The 15,799-nt window shown below is 64.7% G+C and carries 18 protein-coding genes; 10 read left to right on the top strand and 8 right to left on the bottom strand.

Annotated elements, in window-relative coordinates; genetic code table 11:
• The first annotated feature begins 25 nt into the window (after positions 1-25).
• The 10 genes from WMO64_RS09645 (at position 26) to WMO64_RS09690 (ending at position 7,967) form a co-directional block, all read left to right on the top strand.
• Complete coding sequence (locus tag WMO64_RS09645; protein ID WP_349231831.1) at positions 26-1,345, top strand: S41 family peptidase; 1,320 nt, start codon at positions 26-28, stop codon at positions 1,343-1,345.
• A gap of 41 nt (positions 1,346-1,386) precedes the next feature.
• On the top strand, positions 1,387-2,373 hold the full coding sequence (locus WMO64_RS09650; RefSeq protein WP_349231832.1) for a sensor domain-containing diguanylate cyclase: 987 nt from the start codon (positions 1,387-1,389) through the stop codon (positions 2,371-2,373).
• Between the two features lie 64 nt (positions 2,374-2,437).
• Positions 2,438-2,845: a DUF3783 domain-containing protein gene (locus WMO64_RS09655; RefSeq protein WP_349231833.1), complete on the top strand. Its 408-nt coding sequence runs from the start codon at positions 2,438-2,440 to the stop codon at positions 2,843-2,845.
• Positions 2,846-2,953: 108 nt separating this feature from the next.
• Positions 2,954-3,727, top strand: a complete 774-nt coding sequence (locus WMO64_RS09660; RefSeq protein WP_294520331.1) for a threonine/serine exporter family protein — start codon at positions 2,954-2,956, stop codon at positions 3,725-3,727.
• Positions 3,727-4,197, top strand: coding sequence for a threonine/serine exporter family protein (locus tag WMO64_RS09665; RefSeq protein ID WP_294520334.1), 471 nt, complete (start codon positions 3,727-3,729; stop codon positions 4,195-4,197). The genes WMO64_RS09660 and WMO64_RS09665 overlap by 1 nt, the downstream gene beginning before the upstream one ends.
• 4 nt (positions 4,198-4,201) lie before the next feature.
• Complete coding sequence (locus tag WMO64_RS09670; RefSeq protein ID WP_349231834.1) at positions 4,202-4,900, top strand: YjjG family noncanonical pyrimidine nucleotidase; 699 nt, start codon at positions 4,202-4,204, stop codon at positions 4,898-4,900.
• Positions 4,901-4,956: 56 nt separating this feature from the next.
• On the top strand, positions 4,957-6,015 hold the full coding sequence (locus WMO64_RS09675) for a GDSL-type esterase/lipase family protein (protein ID WP_349231835.1): 1,059 nt from the start codon (positions 4,957-4,959) through the stop codon (positions 6,013-6,015).
• Positions 6,016-6,498: a DUF4358 domain-containing protein gene (locus WMO64_RS09680; protein ID WP_349231836.1), complete on the top strand. Its 483-nt coding sequence runs from the start codon at positions 6,016-6,018 to the stop codon at positions 6,496-6,498.
• A gap of 109 nt (positions 6,499-6,607) precedes the next feature.
• Positions 6,608-7,111, top strand: coding sequence for an RNA polymerase sigma factor SigV (sigV, locus tag WMO64_RS09685; RefSeq protein WP_349231837.1), 504 nt, complete (start codon positions 6,608-6,610; stop codon positions 7,109-7,111).
• Positions 7,104-7,967 (top strand): DUF3298 and DUF4163 domain-containing protein, encoded by an 864-nt coding sequence (locus WMO64_RS09690; RefSeq protein WP_294520351.1) that lies wholly within the window; start codon positions 7,104-7,106, stop codon positions 7,965-7,967. Before sigV ends, WMO64_RS09690 begins: the two co-directional genes overlap by 8 nt.
• Before the next feature lie 101 nt (positions 7,968-8,068).
• Here the strand turns inward: WMO64_RS09690 and WMO64_RS09695 are convergent, their stop codons facing one another.
• From WMO64_RS09695 to WMO64_RS09730, 8 genes are all read right to left on the bottom strand, one after another.
• Complete coding sequence (locus WMO64_RS09695; protein ID WP_349231838.1) at positions 8,069-10,441, bottom strand: FAD-dependent oxidoreductase; 2,373 nt, start codon at positions 10,439-10,441, stop codon at positions 8,069-8,071.
• Positions 10,442-10,544: 103 nt separating this feature from the next.
• A complete protein-coding gene (locus WMO64_RS09700) occupies positions 10,545-11,429 on the bottom strand; it encodes a LysR family transcriptional regulator (RefSeq protein ID WP_294520358.1) in 885 nt (294 codons plus the stop codon).
• Positions 11,430-11,719: 290 nt separating this feature from the next.
• Positions 11,720-12,997, bottom strand: coding sequence for a GTPase ObgE (gene obgE, locus WMO64_RS09705; protein ID WP_349231839.1), 1,278 nt, complete (start codon positions 12,995-12,997; stop codon positions 11,720-11,722).
• 76 nt (positions 12,998-13,073) lie between these two features.
• A complete protein-coding gene (rpmA, locus tag WMO64_RS09710) occupies positions 13,074-13,358 on the bottom strand; it encodes a 50S ribosomal protein L27 (protein WP_294520363.1) in 285 nt (94 codons plus the stop codon).
• Positions 13,359-13,410: 52 nt separating this feature from the next.
• Positions 13,411-13,743 carry a ribosomal-processing cysteine protease Prp gene (locus WMO64_RS09715; protein ID WP_349231840.1) on the bottom strand — a complete coding sequence of 111 codons (333 nt, stop codon included), beginning with the start codon at positions 13,741-13,743 and terminating at the stop codon, positions 13,411-13,413.
• Positions 13,743-14,054 carry a 50S ribosomal protein L21 gene (gene rplU, locus WMO64_RS09720; protein WP_294520369.1) on the bottom strand — a complete coding sequence of 104 codons (312 nt, stop codon included), beginning with the start codon at positions 14,052-14,054 and terminating at the stop codon, positions 13,743-13,745. Before rplU ends, WMO64_RS09715 begins: the two co-directional genes overlap by 1 nt.
• Positions 14,055-14,201: 147 nt before the next feature.
• Entirely contained in the window at positions 14,202-15,323 is a 1,122-nt protein-coding gene (locus tag WMO64_RS09725) for a metallophosphoesterase (RefSeq protein ID WP_349231841.1), read from the bottom strand.
• A 107-nt stretch (positions 15,324-15,430) separates the two neighbouring features.
• Positions 15,431-15,760 carry a hypothetical protein gene (locus tag WMO64_RS09730; RefSeq protein WP_294520376.1) on the bottom strand — a complete coding sequence of 110 codons (330 nt, stop codon included), beginning with the start codon at positions 15,758-15,760 and terminating at the stop codon, positions 15,431-15,433.
• Positions 15,761-15,799 lie beyond the last annotated feature (39 nt).

A 15,799-nucleotide genomic window follows, 5' to 3' on the forward strand; every position in this document is an offset into this window, starting at 1 on the left:
ACGCACAACAAACATAGGAGGTCTCATGATGGCACGTGAATCTGCACGAAAAAAGGGAAAACGGCGCGTTATCATCGCCGTTTTTGTTGTGCTGGTCCTTGTTCTGGCGGCAGCGGCCCTGCTGTGGGTCTGTTCCCCGCTGTATATCGACCCATACCGGGGGACGGTGCAGTCCGACGAGCCCTCCCTTACTCTGGAGGACGTTCTGACCGGAGATCAGGCCCGGGAGGACCTGGACTACCTGATGACCTGCCTGCGGGAGCGCCACCCGGCCTGGCTGGACGGCTCGGGAAAAGACGCAGTGGCAGAGGAGGCCTATCAGCAGGCCCGCTCCTCCATCGGGGATGAGATCTCCGTGCTGGAGTTTTACCGTCTGGCGGCCGGGGTGGCCGCCTCCCTGCGGGACGCGCACACCACCGTGTCCTGGCGGCCCGACCCTGATGCGCCCTATTACTATATTGACACCGGCGTCACCATTGCCCAGTTAGGCCTCCCTCTGACCATCAACGGCGTGCCCAGCGAGGAGGTCCTGGCGGCCTACAAGGCCATCTCCTCCTTTGAGCTGGATGAATACGTTGAGCACAATTTCTGGACCTACGGCATCAACTATGAGCCTGTGCTGCGCACCTGCGGCGTGGACACCTCCAACGGGGTGGACATGACCTTCCAGACCGAAACCGGGGTGCAGACCATCCATTTCGACTTTGCCCCGCTGGAGGGCTCGGGCGGCTACCCGAAGCCCGACTACATCATGGATGCCCGGAACAACGTGGCCGTCTTTACCCTGACCTCCTGCGTCTACGATGAGGAGTATTGCTCCACGGTGGCCACCTTCTTCCGGCGGGTGGACTCCTTCGGCATTGAGAACGTGATCGTGGACCTGCGGGGCAACACCGGCGGCAATTCCCTGGTGGCCAACGAATTTCTCCGCTATCTGGACGTGGACCAGTACCGCGCCTGGGACTGCGCGGTGCGGTACGGCTGGTATCTGAAGTGGTACAGGGACCAGGTGTATGTCAACGACCGGGCGGAGCCCACCTTTGACGGCTCTCTCTATGTGCTGACCGACCTGAATACGTTCAGCTCGGGCATGGACTTTGCCATGCTGGTGGCGGACAATGACCTGGGCACCCTGGTGGGGGAACCCTGCGGCAATCTGCCCGACAGCTACGGCGACCTTCTCCGGTTCCTGCTGCCCAACTCCAGACTGCGCTTCAATGTCTCCTACAAAAAGTGGTGCCGCATTGACCAGGAGAAGGCCGGGGAGCCCATCACGCCCGATGTGCTCTGTCCCTCGGAGGACGCCATGGACCGGGCCTATGAGCTGATCCGGGGAGAGGCATAATATTTTCTTTCCCATAACGATTTGAGAGGAGCGCGATGGCGTTGACACGACCCGTTGCCCCATCCGGCGGGCAGGAGGCGGAGGCCCTCACCAGCCTGATGGGGCACAAGCACTACTGCGAAAACGATGTGGAGGCCATCATCGCGCTGATGGACCGGGACATTGTGTGGCTGGGCACGGCGGAAAACGAGTACGCGGCGGGGCTGGACACCGTGGCGGAGATCTTCCGCCGGTTTGCCGGCCAGGTGCCCAGGTGCAACGTCTCCGGTGAGACCTACAGCACCCTGCCCCTGGGGACGGACGCCTGGCTGTGCGCCGGCCGGATGTGGATCGCCACCGACCCCTCCACCGGCATCAGCCTGCGGGTGCACCAGCGCATCACCACTGTGTTCCGCCGGACGGACCGGGGGCTGCGCTGCTGCCACATCCACATCTCCAACCCCTACGAGGAGATGGTGGAGGACGACGTGGGCTTCCCGGTCAAGATGGCCCGGCAGTCCTACCAGTACCTCCAGGAGCAGATTGAGGCCCAGAAAAAGCAGATTGCAGCTCAGACGGCCGCCCTCCGGCGGATGAGCTTTGAGGACGCCCTCACCGGGGTGTACAACCGGAACAAGTTCAGCCAGGTGGCGGACAGCCGGGCGGCCTTTTCCCGCCTGGGGGTGGCCTGCTTTGACCTGAACGGCCTGAAGGAGGCCAACGACCATCTGGGCCACAGCGCCGGCGACGAGCTGCTCCGCCGGGCGGCGGAACAGCTGCGGCAGCGCTTTGACGGCCGGGTCTACCGCACCGGCGGCGACGAGTTCGTGGTGGTGGACAGCGCCCTGGACGAGGCCGCCTTCCGCTCCGCCGTGGAGGCGGTCCAGGCCGGCATGGCGGAACAGGGCATCAGCTGCTCGGTGGGCCTGTGCTGGCGGGGGCAAAACTGCTGTCCCAAGGAGCAGCTGGACGAGGCCGGCCGGCTGATGTACCAGGCCAAGCGCCGCTTCTACAGTCTAAAACAGAACGACCGCCGCAACCGGCGCTGACGCCGGTTTTCCCCCTTATTTTTCACATTTTCGTCCGGAATCCGGATATTCAGGAGGTTTTCTCATGCCCAATCAGGAATCTGTCCTCTGGTACTGCCCCGATCCCGTCCTCTTCGCCGCCGCCCGGAAGGCCTTTGCCGTCCGGGGCGTCCGGGTCCACCCCGTGTCCCCGGAGCAGGTGGGGGAGACGGTGGGCCATCTCTTTGGTCTGAAGGGCTTCGCCCCCCGGGAGGAGGGCGTGGCCGTGCCCGACGCCCCGGCGGAGCCCGCCCTGGTGCTCTCCGGCTTCACCCGCCAGCGGCTGGACGCCCTGCTCTCCGCTCTGAAGCGGGCGGGCGTGCCCACCATCGCCCACAAGGCCATGCTCACCCCCACCAACGTGGGCTGGACCTTTGCCCAGCTGTGCCAGGAGCTCTCCCGGGAGCACCAGGCCATGCACGGCGGCTCCGCCCCCGCCCACACCGCCCAGTAAAAATTTTTTCGCCGCTCCGGACAACTTTTTTCCCCGGTTTCCCGTCCAATGTCTGTATCCCCTTTCCGGAGCGTCCGCAAGCATTTGAATATGAATGAGGGACTCTCTTTGGATTACGATCGTCTTTTGAATCTGTCCATGGAAATGGGCTACCGCCTGCTGGAGAGCGGCGCGGAGATCTACCGGGTGGAGGAGTCCATCCAGCGCCTGCTCCAGGCCTACGGCCTCACCACCGGCGAGGTGTTCGCCATCCCCAACTGCATCATCGCCAGTCTGGTGACCCCCGAGGGCCAGGTGCTCACCCGGGTGCGGCGCATGCCCAGCCACGGCACCGACATCTACCAGCTGGAGCGGTGCAACGACCTGTGCCGCCACCTGTGCGCCGAGACGCCGCCCATAGACCAGGCCGAGAAGCGGATGGCCGACCTGCTCTCCTCCCGGCAGTCCTACTCCTTCCCTGTCCAGCTGGTGGCCTACTTTGTGGGCGCGGCGGCCTTTGTGCCCTTTTTCGGCGGCACCTGGCGGGACGCCCTGTGCGGCGGGCTGTGCGGACTGGCCATCGGCCTGTGCCTCACCTTCCTGTCCCACCTGGGCACCAACCTGTTCTTCAAGACCGTGGCCGGGGGCACTGTCTCCGGCCTGCTGGCCCTGGGCCTGCGGGTGGTGGGTTTTGGTCAGAACGTGGACTTCATCACCATCGGCGCGCTGATGATCCTGGTGCCCGGCGTGCTGTTCACCAACGCCATGCGGGACATTATGGCCGGGGATATGGTGGCCGGCATCTCCAAGACCGCCGAGGCCCTGCTCATCGGCATGGCCATCGCCCTGGGCACCGGCGTGTCCCTGTGGCTGGCCCGGCTGCTGTGGGGAGGTGCGGTGTGATGGAACTGTTTCAGACCTATCTGCTGCCCTGCCTGTGCGCCTTTGTGGCCTGCATCGGCTTCTCCGTCCTGTTCAATATCCACGGCCTGGGCATCCTGATCTGCGCCGTGGGCGGCGGCCTGGGCTGGCTGGTCTACCTGGTCACCGCCCCCATGTTCCACAGCGACCTGCTCCAGTCCTTTGCCGCGGCGGTGTTCATCTCCGCCTACTCGGAGGTCATGGCCCGCATCCGCAAGTGCCCGGTGACCGCCTACCTGCTGGTGGCCTTCTTCCCCCTGGTGCCCGGCGGCGGCATCTACTACGCCATGGAGCACGCCATCAACGGCGAGACCGATCTGTTCCTGGACGTGCTGTTCCACACCCTGGGCCTGGCCGGGTCCCTGGCGGTGGGCGTGCTGCTGGTGTCCTCCCTGGTGCGGCTCATCCACAGCTATTTCTATCGCCGCCACAAGAAGCGGAAGGAGGCGTAAGGGCATGAGACAGCCATACGACGTGGTGCTCTTCGACGCGGACAACACCCTCTTTGACTTTGACGCCGCCGAGGCCCAGGCCCTGGACCTGACCCTGGCGGAGTACGGCTACCCGGTGGACGACCAGTCTCGGAGCTGCTATCTGGCCGTGAACCGGGACCTGTGGGCCCGGTTCGACCGGGGCGAGGTGAAGCGGGAGTGGCTGGTGGTGGAGCGGTTCGCCGCTCTCCAGCGGGCCCTGGGGGGACATCACGACCCGGCGGAGATGAACACCTTTTACCTGGCCCGGCTGGCCGAGGCGGGGTGCCTGCTGCCCGGCGCGGAGGACCTGTGCCGCCGCCTGGCCCCCAGCTGCACCCTGGCCATCGTCACCAACGGCGTGGCCTCCGCCCAGCGGGGCCGGTTTGACCGCTCCCCCCTGAAGGAGCTGATTCCCTGGCTCTTCATTTCGGAGGAGGTGGGGTATCAGAAGCCCCAGCGCCAGTTCTTCGACGCGGTGCGCTCCGCCATGTCCCTGCCCCAGTCCGCCCGGATCGTGGTGGTGGGCGACAGCCTGACCGCCGACATTCTGGGCGCCGTCAACGCCGGTCTGGACTCCATCTGGTACAACCCCAACGGTCTGCCCGGCAGGCCGGACATTGTCCCCACCTTTGAGGCCCGCTCCTTTGACCAGGTTTTCCACCTGATTGTGGGCGGCGCCTGACCGCTTTCCACCCATTTCCACGCCATAAAAGAGAAAGAAACAGAGGAGCTCTTCATATGTCTTCCCAGTACCGTACGCCCGCGCCCTCCCCTACCCCCCGCCGTCCCCGCCGTCCCCGCCGCCGGAGCGGCCCCTCGGCCCCCGTGATCCTGCTCACGGTGGCTGCGGTTTTCGTGGCCCTTGTCCTCCTTGTGGTCTTCCTAGGCCCAAAGCCCGAGGCCCAGGGGGGCGTGCCCCCGCAGTCCCAGACCCCCGCTCCCTCGGACACCGTCTCCCCCGCCCCCACCCAGAAGATCCAGCCCACCCCCTCCGAGACCATTCCCGTCCCATCTGAGACGGCCCCCTCCGCCTCCACCTCCCAGCCCGAGCCGGAGGAGAGCGACATCGCCATCGTGCCCCCCACCATTCCCGCCGCCCCCGCCGAAGGCTCCGCCCTGTCCGGGTCCTACGACTTCACCAAGCCCGCCCCCGAGACGGCCCCGGTGGACGACAGCTGGTTTGACGACGCGGTGTTCCTGGGGGACTCCCGCACCGACGGCCTGCGGCTGTACGGCGGCATCCCCGGCGCCGACTTCATCCAGCACACCGGCGTCACCGTCTTCGAGATCGGCACCAAGGAGTGCATCCGCATTGACGGCCAGAAGTACACCATGCTGGAGGCCCTGGCCCTGAAGCAGTACGGCAAGGTGTACATCATGTTGGGCGTCAACGAGCTGGGCTACTTCAACGACAACAGCTTTGCCAAGGCCTACGCCGACATGGTGGACCAGGTCCGGGCCATCCAGCCCAACGCGGTCATCTACCTGCAGAACCTGGTGTCGGTGAATCCGGAAAAATGTAAGGCCAATAACCAGCCCTACTACGTGACAAACGAGCAGATCGCGGTGTATAATGGCATTATCGAGAATATCGCCACGGAAAAGCACGCGGTGCTGGTGGACGTCAACGCCGCCCTGGTGGACGAGAGCGGTATTCTCCCCAGAGAGGGCACCACCGACGGCGTCCACTTTACCAAGGACTACTACATAAAATGGTACGACTACCTGAAAATCCACACCGTGGACCCTGAGCTCTACTGGGCGGGTCAGACGGCAGCGGACCAGGAAGGAGCTTAAATGATGAAACGCACTTTCAGCAAGCTGATGATCCTGGCGGCAGCGGTTTGCCTGCTGCTGGGGGGCTGTTCCGCGCCGGCGGACAGCGCCGCCGCGCCCTTTGACCCGGAGGCCGCCACCCAGGCGGTGCTGGACTCCGGGGCCTTCTCGGTGGAGCTGTCCGAGCTGGACGCCGCCCAGCTCTACGACTTCTCCGGCTACGGGCTGGACGACTCCGCCCTCACCGCCTCCAAGGCCTACTCCGCCTCCGGCTTTGCCGAGCAGGTGTCGGTGACGGTGTGGAAGGACGAGGCCTCCGCCAAGGCCGCCGTGGACATGTTCAAGACCTACCTGGAGGACATGGCCGCCACCTATAAGGACTACGCCCCCGCCGAGGTGCCCAAGCTGGAGAACGCCGTGCTGGAGCAGCGTGGCACCAGCGTGCTGCTGGCCGTGGCCAACGACGCCGACGCCGTCAAGACCGCTGTGGAGGGTCTGAAGTAAGTCTTTTCCTTAAAACTATATTTTCCGAAAACTTTTCATCCCCGCATCCCGTCTAATGAACAGAGAGACGGGATGCGGGGGCTGTGCGCAAAGGAGCGATTTTTCCGCCTTGAAGTCACGGGACCCGGACATCCGCCGGCTGCTCGCCGACTATATCGTCTCGCACCAGGAGGATTTTTACCGCCTGGCTTTCAGCTATGTCAAAAATCGGGACGCGGCGCTGGATGTGGTCCAGGAGAGCATTGTCAAAGCCCTCTCCAAGGTGGATACCCTGCGGGAACCGGCCTATCTCAAGACCTGGTTCTACCGGATTCTCCTCAACGAGAGCATGAACTACTTCCGCCGGACCAGCCGTATCCTGCCGCTGGAGGAGCTGGAGCAGCAGAGCGCCCCGGCCGGCCGTGACCCCGGGGAGCGGCTGGACCTGTACGACGCCATCGACCGGCTGGACCCCAGGGAACAGGCGGTCATCAAGCTGCGGTTCTTCGAGGACATGAAGCTGGAGGAGATTGCCCGAGCCACCGACGCCAACCTGAACACGGTAAAATCCCGGCTGTACAAGGCGCTCAGGAAGCTGCGGGACATGACAGGGGAGGATTTGCGCGATGAATGAGAAATTCCAGGCGGCAAAGGACCGCTATCAGTCGGTGGAGATTCCCCCGGAGCTGGATTTTGTGGTGGCCTCCGCCCTGCGGGAGGGAGATCGGCGGCGCCGCCGCCGGCGCTGGCAGGGCAGAACCCTGGCCTCCCTGGCCGCCTGCTGCGCCAGCTTTGTGCTGCTGGTCAACGCCAGCCCCGCCTTTGCCAGCGCGGTATATCAGGTGCCCGTGCTGGGGGACCTGGCCCGGGTGGTGACCGTCACCGAGTACTCCATCGCCGACGAGGAGCGGCTCATCGACGTGCGCCTGCCCGCCGTGGAGGACACGGGCAACGCCGACCTGGAAGAGCGGGTCAACATGGAGATCCAGGACCGCATGGACGCCGTCCTGGAGGAGGCCCAGGCCCGGGCGGCGGAGGACAAGGAGGCCTTTGTGGCCACCGGCGGCGACCCGGCGGACTTTATGCCGGTGGTTATTGACGTGGACTACGAGGTCAAGTGCCGGAACAGCCAATACCTGTCCTTTGTCATCCTCAAGACCGAGACCAAGGCCAGCGCCTACACCGAGTTCTTCTGCTACAACATCGACCTGGCCACCGGCGAGGACCTGACCCTCCAGGACCTGCTGGGCCCGGACTACAGGGAGATCGCCAACCAGGTCATCGCGGAGGAGATCGCCCGCCGGAGTCAGGACCCGGACAACGTGTACTTTGACGGCACCAACGGCATTGAGGGCTTCCAGTCCATTGCCGACGACCAGCCCTTCTACATCAATGAGGCCGGCAACCCGGTGGTGGTCTTTGCCAAGTACGAGATCGCCCCCGGCTCCATGGGCCAGCAGGAGTTCGAGATCCCGGTGCCCCAGGAATGACCGCATCAGGAGACGAAGCCCCGGACATGAAAAAACGCATAAAAAAGTCCGGACCTGTGAAAGGTCCGGACTTTTTGCACCTATTTGCGCGTATTTGCGGTTTACTCCGCGGCCACAGCCTCGGCCACCACGGCGCCGGCCAGACGGCCGGAGGTGAAGGCCCAGCCCTGGGCCGCGCCGCCGTAGGTCACATAGGCCTTGGCCTCGGTGAAGAGGACGCCCATGGAGTCGGTGCCCACGGCGTACAGGCCGCCGATGGGGGTCTCGCCGTCGGTCTTCAGGACCTGGAAGTTGGTGTTGATATCCAGGCCGCCGCAGGTGGAGTAGCAGTAGGAGGAGCCCACGATACCGTAGTAGGGGCCGCCCTCCACGGCGTCCAGATACTGGGCGTCCTTGCCGAACTCCTCGTCCACGCCGCTGGCGCAGTAGCTGTTGTACTGCTCCACAGTGGCCTCCAGCACGTCGGAATCAAAGCCCATCTTCTCGGCCAGCTCGGCGATGGTGTCGGCCTTGTACACATAGCCGGCGTCAATGGCGGCCTGGAGGATCTCCTCGGTCTCGGGCAGGGGCACACCCGCGGGGATGCTGCTGCCGTAGCCCAGGTAGTTGGTGGAGGGGCCGTAGGGCACCTCGTCAAAGCCGTTGGCGATCAGGTTCTGGATCTGCTCGTCGCCCCAGATGCTGTAGAAGTGGGGGCCGGAGATCCAGGGGTTAAACATGGACAGGGCGGTCTCGCTGGTGAAGCGCTTGCCGTCGGCGCCCACGGCCAGGGTGTTGGAGGAAATGGCCATGTTCAGGGGGATGTCGGCCACGGACCACACGGCGGGACGGCCGGTGGAGCTGCTGATCTCACCCTCGATGGGCACGGCCTCGTAGCCGGACAGGAAGCCGTCCACGCCGCCCACATGGACCATGGGGGGCACGCTGATGTTGTAGGTGCCGGCGCCGTCGTCAATGGCGGCCTGGATCATCTTGCCGTCGTTCTGGTGCATGCCGAACTGCTTCCAGGCGCCCTTCAGGGGGTAGTAGTCATTGGTGAGGTACTTCTCCTCCATCTCGGCGCTGCCGGCAAAGCCGCCGGTGGCCAGGATGACCGCCTTGGCGTTGATGACGTACTCGGTGCCGTCGGCGGTGCTGCGGGCCAGCACGCCGGTGACCTGGTTGGTGTCCTCATCGTAAATCAGGTCATAGGCCTCGGTCTCCAGCATGTAGGTGCCGCCCATGTCCTCGGTGAAGTCCTTCATGGCGGAGGCGTAGAAGCTCTCGGTCAGGGATTTGGCGCCGGTGTAGGGGGTGAAGGCCGCCCAGGTGTTGCCGGCGAAGCCGATGGCGGGGTCAAAGGAGAAGCCGTACTTGCTCAGCCAGTCCACGCTCTCGCCGCTCTCGTCGATCATGATGCGGATCATCTCGGGCTTGGCGGTCTGGACGCCGTCCACGGTGGTGTAGTTGAGCCAGTCCTGGTACAGGGCCTCGGCGTCGATCAGGTCCTGACCGGCGGGCTTGGTCTCGGTCTGGCCGGTCACGGGGTTGGGCCAGTCCTCGATCTCGGAGGCCACCTGGCTGGGCACGTTGATGGCCATGGGGCCGCTGGTGAGGGCGGAGGTGCCGCCGTACTTGCCGGCCTTGTCGATGGCCAGGACTGAGGCGCCGTTCTCAGCGGCGCTCAGGGCGGCGGCCACGCCGGAGCCGCCCATGCCCACCACCAGCACGTCGGTGTCCAGGGTGACGGTCTCGTCGCTCTTGGGGGGCACGGTCTGGAAGGCGCTGATGGCGGAGGCATCGGAGCCGCCGGCCTCCAGGGCCTGGGTCAGGGCGTCGGTGACGGCCTGCTTCACGCCGTTGCTGCTGGCGGTGGCGCCGGTGATGGCGTCCACGGCCACAGACTGGTACTCCAGCATACGGGGCAGCATCAGATCCACCACGGACTGGAGGATGGCGGGCTTCTCAGAGGTGTTGACCTGGTCCACCTGGATGTCCTCGATCTTATCCTCGCTGACGGTGACGCTGACGGTGATGGGCTCGCTGACCCGGAAGCCGGTGCCCTGGCCCACATAGGTGCCGGGGGCCATCTTGGCGGTCACGTCGGCGGTGCTGTCCTCGCCCTTGGCCTGGGCGATGCAGTTGGCCGCGGCGGTGCGCACCGCGGTGCTGGTGAAGGTGGCGCCGGACACGCCGTCCACCTCGGAGCTCTGGGCGTCCAGGATCTGCTGGGGCATCTGCTCCACCGCGTTGGAGCCCACGCCGGCGGTCTCGCTGTCACCCACGATCTCCACGTTGGTGATGCTGTTGGCGTCAAAGGTCATGGTGACGGTCACGTCGCCGCCGTAGCCCTTGGCAGTGGCCTCATAGGTGCCGGGGGTGTAGATCCCGGCGGTCTGACTCTCGCTGGGGGTCGTGGTGCTGGGCTGAGCCGTACAGCCACCCAGCAGCAGCGCGCCCGCCAGCACGCACGCAAGGATACTGTGTTTTTTCATCGTTCTCTCCTCCTGAGCTGGTACTTTCCACAGCGGCCGTGTGCACCCGGCCGATTGTGTTAAAAATTTACCATACTCAGTATACAGAGATTGTTATCAAAACTCAAATTATCATTTCTGATGGATCTATCTGTAAAACTGACAGCAATTCCCCCACTGCCTGCTCCTTTTCTCCCCGGTTCCAGATCAGCGCGATCTTCTCCCGGTGGGTGCTCTGGACGTCCACATAGGCCACTCCCTCCCTGGGGCGGCAGGCGCTCTCCATGCACAGGGACACGCCGAAGCCGGCGGCCACCATGACCTCCACGCTGCCCGGGTCCTCGGCGTAGCAGTACACCCGGACCGGGTTGCCGCTGTCCGCCCAGCGGATCAGGTGCTCCCGCTTGTCCCTGCCGTTGAGGAGGATCATGGGCTCTCTGGCGATCTCCTCCACGGTCACGTATTCCTTTTCGGCCAGCGGGTGCCCGGCCGGCACCATGAGCCGGGCGCTCTCCTCCCGGAGCACCTGCCACTCCAGCCAGCGGGACAGCTTCAGCTCAGGGGACCAGGTGGAGATGACGCAGTCCAGCTCCTTGTCCCGCAGCGACTCCAGCAGGCGCACGGCCATGTCCTGGAACACCAGCACCCGCAGGTCCGGCTTCTCCCGGTGGAGCCTGGCCAGTCCGGACACCAGCTCCCGGTGGAGCAGGTTGCCGTGGCATCCCAGCCGGAGGGTGCGGCCGTAGCCGGAGGAGATGGTCTGCACCAGCACCGTGGACTCGGTGACCTGGCGGAGGATCTTCTCCGCCTCCTGCCGGAAGGCCCGTCCCTCAGCCGTCAGGGCCATGGTCCTGCCGCCCCGCTCGAACAGCGTCACGCCCAGCTCCTTTTCCAGGGCCGCGATCTGCTGGCTCATGGCCGACTGCACGATATAGCACTCCTGCGCCGCGGTGGTGAAGCTCAGGTGCTTTGCCGCCGAGAGAAAATATTTCAGCTGCCGTATCTCCATGCCGTACCCTCTCTTTCCTTTTTCCCTGGAAAAAATTATATGAGCTCTCCCCCGCCGCTGCAATCCCTTTTTCCACTTTTCATTTCTTTTTTGTGGAAAAACAGAGACGCGCGGGGTATAAAGCCCTGCGCGCCTCCGCCCTATCCGCTTTTCGTTTTTCGCTCCGCTGTCATCCATTGTACCGTCCCGCCGGACGGGGCGCAATATGCCGGGCGCATACCTCCGGCGGGTGCAAAAGGCGGGCCGTCCCTCTGGACAGCCCGCCCCGGTGGGCGGCAGAGCCGCAGCCCTTACCGCTGGTATTCAAATTCCAGGTCGTACATGGACACGGTGTCCCCGTCCTCGATGCCCATCTCCTCCAGCCGCTGGAACAGGCCGGACTCCCGGAGCATCCTGTCAAACCAGTTGCGGGACTCGTAGTCCCCAAAGTTGACGTTGGCCATGAGCCGCTCCAGCCAGGGGCCCTCCACCAGCCACACATCGTCCTCGTGGGTGATGGTGAGGGGCTGGGACATGTCCACCTGGGGCGGCCGCTCCACATAGGTGGGCTCGTACACCGTGATGGGGGGCAGGTCGGCCAGCGCCCGGGCGGCGGCGTACACCAGATCCCGGACGCCCTTCTGGGCGGCGGCGGAGATCTCGTAGAAGGCCAGGCCCTTGGCCTCCACGTGGGCCTTCAGCTTGTCCGCCAGGGTGCGGTCGGGGGCGATGTCGATCTTGTTGGCGGCCACGATCATGGGCCGGCTGGCCAGCTGGGGGCTGTACTCGGCCAGCTCCCTGTTGATGGTCTCAAAGTCCTCCACCGGGTCCCGGCCCTCGCAGCCGGACACGTCCACCACGTGGATGAGCAGGCGGCAGCGGTCGATGTGGCGCAGGAAGTCGTGGCCCAGACCGGCGCCCTCGCTGGCGCCCTCGATGATGCCGGGGATGTCGGCCATGACGAAGGAGGTGCCCTCCTCCACGTACACCACGCCCAGGTTGGGGTAGAGGGTAGTGAAGTGGTAGTTGGCGATCTTGGGGTTGGCCTTGCTCACCACGCTGAGCAGGGTGGATTTGCCCACGTTGGGGAAGCCCACCAGGCCCACGTCGGCCAGCAGCTTCAGCTCCAGCACCACGTCCCGGGTGACGCCGGGCAGGCCGGCCTTGGCGAACCGGGGCACCTGCCGGGTGGGGGTGGCGAAGTGCTGGTTGCCCCAGCCGCCCTTGCCGCCCCGGGCCAGCACAAAGGGCTGGTCCCCGGACATGTCGCAGATGATCTCTCCGGTCTCCGCATCCTTTACCACAGTGCCCACCGGCACCTTGATGACCAGGTCGGCGCCGTCCTTGCCCGTGCACCGCTTGCCCTGGCCGTCCTGGCCGTTCTCGGCCACGTATTTGCGCTTGTAGCGGAAGTCCATCAGGGTGGACAGGTGGCGGTCGGTCCTGAGGATCACGTCGCCGCCACGGCCGCCGTCGCCGCCGTCGGGTCCGCCTGCGGCCACGTACTTCTCCCGGTGAAAGGCCACCGCGCCGTTGCCGCCGTTGCCCGAGCGGACGGTAATGCGGGCGGTATCAATAAAATTCGGCATATGGTACCTCCTTTCAGAAAGAAAGAGCCCCGAACGGGGTCCCGTCCGAGGCTCTTAGTATACCCATATGGAACGGTTACTGGGCGATCTCCACGATGGAGACCTGCTTGCGGTCCTTGCCCAGCCGCTCGAACTTCACGGTGCCGCTCTTGAGGGCGAACAGGGTGTCGTCGCTGCCCTTGCCCACGTTGACGCCGGGGTGGATGTGGGTGCCGCGCTGACGGACCAGGATGTTGCCGGCCAGAACGAACTGACCGTCGGCCCGCTTCACGCCCAGGCGCTTGGACTCGGAGTCACGGCCGTTACGGGTGGAGCCGACGCCCTTCTTGTGGGCGAAGAACTGAATGCCAATCTTCAGCATATGTCGTACACCTCCAATACAGTGTGCAGATTAATCCTGGGACGGAGAGGACTTACTCCTCCTCCATCACCATAATGTTTTCGGGATACTCGCCGTGGAGCTCGGCCAGGTAGACCATGAGGGCGGTCAGAAGGGTCTGACAGGTGCTCTCATTCTCCTCGCCCAGTCCGCCGGGGAGCCGGAGGGTGATGGCCGCGTCCTGCTCTCTCACCTTCACGCTGGCCTCCAGCCCGAGCACGTCGTTGACGGCGCACTCAGTGAGGCGGACGGCGCTGGTGACGGCGGCGCAGACGATATCATGCCCCTCGTCGGCGAAGCCGCTGTGGCCCTTTACGGTAAAGCCCTCGATGCGGTCGCCCTTCATCCGGAATGATGCGGTAATCATTACACGGAGATCTTGCCGATGGTCACCTTGGTGTAGGGCTGACGGTGACCCTGCTTGCGGCTGTAACCCTTCTTGGGGTTGTACTTGAAGACGATGACCTTCTTGCCCTTGCCGTTCTTCACGACGCTGGCGTCCACCTTGGCGCCCTCCACCACGGGGGTACCCACGGTGATCTTGTCGCCGTCGATGACGGCCAGGACCTTGTCAAAGGTGACGGTCTCGCCGGACTCCACAGGCAGCTTCTCGATGAAGAGGGTGTCGCCCTCGCTCACCTTGAACTGCTTGCCGCCGGTCTCGATAATAGCGTGCATTCTGTTTCACTCCTTCATTACGGGCTCGCTGTTGCAGGCGGAGCGGACGCTCACTTGCGACCTGTTCAAAGCGGCTAAGATAGTATATCAGCCCAGCGGACCAAAGTCAAGGGATTTTCTCCCCATTTTCCTGATTTTTTGTACAAATCAGGAGGAAAGGCCGCCGGCCGGTTCGGTCAGGCGGCCGGTGTACCAGCCGGTGACGCCGTTTTTCTTCACCAGGGCCCCCCGGGAGGTGCGCCGCACCACCGACACCACGTCCCCCGGCGCGACGGGCAGGCGGTAGTCGGTGGAGTCCTCGCAGCGGGTGAGGCCGTCCTTCTCCCAGATGTAGTCGGTGAGGATGTCAATCTCCCGGCCGGTGGTCAGGTGGCGGCAGCGGCAGAACTCGTCCCCCCGCTCCAGCACGGTAATCAGGTTGTCCCGGCCCCAGCGGATATTCACCGAGCAGGCGCTCTCCGCCTGGGCGTCCAGGGCCACGGCGGTGGGCAGCCGGTCCAGCCCCACCCAGGACACCAGGCCCTTCCGGTCCAGCTCCACCAGGTTCAGCTGGCCGTCCTCCTTGATGGAGGTGCCGCCGTCAATGCTGATGGCCCGCTTCTCCCGGTCCACAATGGGGTTGAAGCAGGGAATATGGGGCCGGTACAGGGTGGTGGGCCAGTGTCCCACCACACACCAGCGGTCCAGCCGGTTGTCCTGGCCCAGGAAATTGTCGTTTTTCATGCACCGCCAGGCCTCCATGTCCTCAATGCCCTGGGCGGAGGGCACGCCGCCGTGGACAAAGACGAACTCCGGCGTGCGGATGGCGGTGGGCAGGCTGCGGATAAAGTCCATCTCCGCCCGGAAGGGCTCAGCGATGGCGGCGCGGAGTCTGGGCTGGTCCAGGCAGTCCTCCAGGGTCAGGCCCAGGGACATGCCCATCTCCACCAGCACGCTGCGGTCCTTGAAGAAGCGGAAATAGTGGTCGTAGAATTCCCGGTCCAGCTCGTCCCGGCCGTCCAGGAACCCGGGCACCAGGTCGTCGCAGTTGCCGCAGATCACATGCACCCGGTACCGGCTCTTCAGGTCCATGACGTACCGCAGGGCGGCCAGTCCCCCCGCCCGCTTCTCCACGATGTCCCCCAGCACAAAGAGGGTGTCCTCCGGCCCGAAGGCCACCTGCTCCAGGGCCCGCTTCAGCAGGTCCCCCGCGCCGTGAATGTCGCTGACAGCGAAGATCCGCCCCGACTCCGGCAGGGTCATGTCCACAACCTTTGCCTTGATGAGCACTGCCTCACCCTCCAATCTCGCAATTCCCATTCATTCTACCACAGCTCCGGGCAAAAAACCACCGCCGGAGGGAAAATCCTCCGGCGGTGGTCTGTGATCCCTTTGATTCAGTTGAGGGCGGCCCAGTCCCGGCGGAGGAACAGCCAGGTGATGCCGGGCACCAGCACCGCGCCGATGAAGGACATGATAATCGCGGCCGCCACGTTGGCCGCACCGGTCAGGCCCTGGGACACGCCCACCAGGAAGGACAGGACGTAGCAGACGCACATCAGCACATAGCCCGCCTTCTTCCGGGCGAAGAGCAGTATGCACAGTCCCGCCAGGGACACCACGGCGATGACCACGGACAGGGCGCGGCCGTAGAAGGCGTTCATGACGGTGGTGGCGGCGCAGAGGACCAGCGCCACCCAGAGCCAGATCTTTGTACTCTTATTCATGTAAAATTACTCCTTTTGGTTATTTTCCCGGTTCCATGT

The sequence above is a fragment of the Pseudoflavonifractor intestinihominis genome, from assembly GCF_040096055.1.
Lineage (GTDB): Bacteria > Bacillota > Clostridia > Oscillospirales > Oscillospiraceae > Pseudoflavonifractor > Pseudoflavonifractor intestinihominis.

Excerpts from the sequence above, each read along its gene's own strand:
- WMO64_RS09645 (WP_349231831.1), top strand. The coding sequence starts at position 26 with ATGATGGCACGTGAATCTGCACGAAAAAAGGGAAAACGGCGCGTTATC.
- WMO64_RS09655 (WP_349231833.1), top strand. The coding sequence starts at position 2,438 with ATGCCCAATCAGGAATCTGTCCTCTGGTACTGCCCCGATCCCGTCCTC.
- WMO64_RS09665 (WP_294520334.1), top strand. The coding sequence starts at position 3,727 with ATGGAACTGTTTCAGACCTATCTGCTGCCCTGCCTGTGCGCCTTTGTG.
- WMO64_RS09670 (WP_349231834.1), top strand. The coding sequence starts at position 4,202 with ATGAGACAGCCATACGACGTGGTGCTCTTCGACGCGGACAACACCCTC.
- WMO64_RS09675 (WP_349231835.1), top strand. The coding sequence starts at position 4,957 with ATGTCTTCCCAGTACCGTACGCCCGCGCCCTCCCCTACCCCCCGCCGT.
- WMO64_RS09680 (WP_349231836.1), top strand. The coding sequence starts at position 6,016 with ATGATGAAACGCACTTTCAGCAAGCTGATGATCCTGGCGGCAGCGGTT.
- WMO64_RS09690 (WP_294520351.1), top strand. The coding sequence starts at position 7,104 with ATGAATGAGAAATTCCAGGCGGCAAAGGACCGCTATCAGTCGGTGGAG.
- WMO64_RS09695 (WP_349231838.1), bottom strand. The coding sequence starts at position 10,441 with ATGAAAAAACACAGTATCCTTGCGTGCGTGCTGGCGGGCGCGCTGCTG.
- WMO64_RS09700 (WP_294520358.1), bottom strand. The coding sequence starts at position 11,429 with ATGGAGATACGGCAGCTGAAATATTTTCTCTCGGCGGCAAAGCACCTG.
- obgE (WP_349231839.1), bottom strand. The coding sequence starts at position 12,997 with ATGCCGAATTTTATTGATACCGCCCGCATTACCGTCCGCTCGGGCAAC.
- rpmA (WP_294520363.1), bottom strand. The coding sequence starts at position 13,358 with ATGCTGAAGATTGGCATTCAGTTCTTCGCCCACAAGAAGGGCGTCGGC.
- WMO64_RS09715 (WP_349231840.1), bottom strand. The coding sequence starts at position 13,743 with ATGATTACCGCATCATTCCGGATGAAGGGCGACCGCATCGAGGGCTTT.
- rplU (WP_294520369.1), bottom strand. The coding sequence starts at position 14,054 with ATGCACGCTATTATCGAGACCGGCGGCAAGCAGTTCAAGGTGAGCGAG.
- WMO64_RS09730 (WP_294520376.1), bottom strand. The coding sequence starts at position 15,760 with ATGAATAAGAGTACAAAGATCTGGCTCTGGGTGGCGCTGGTCCTCTGC.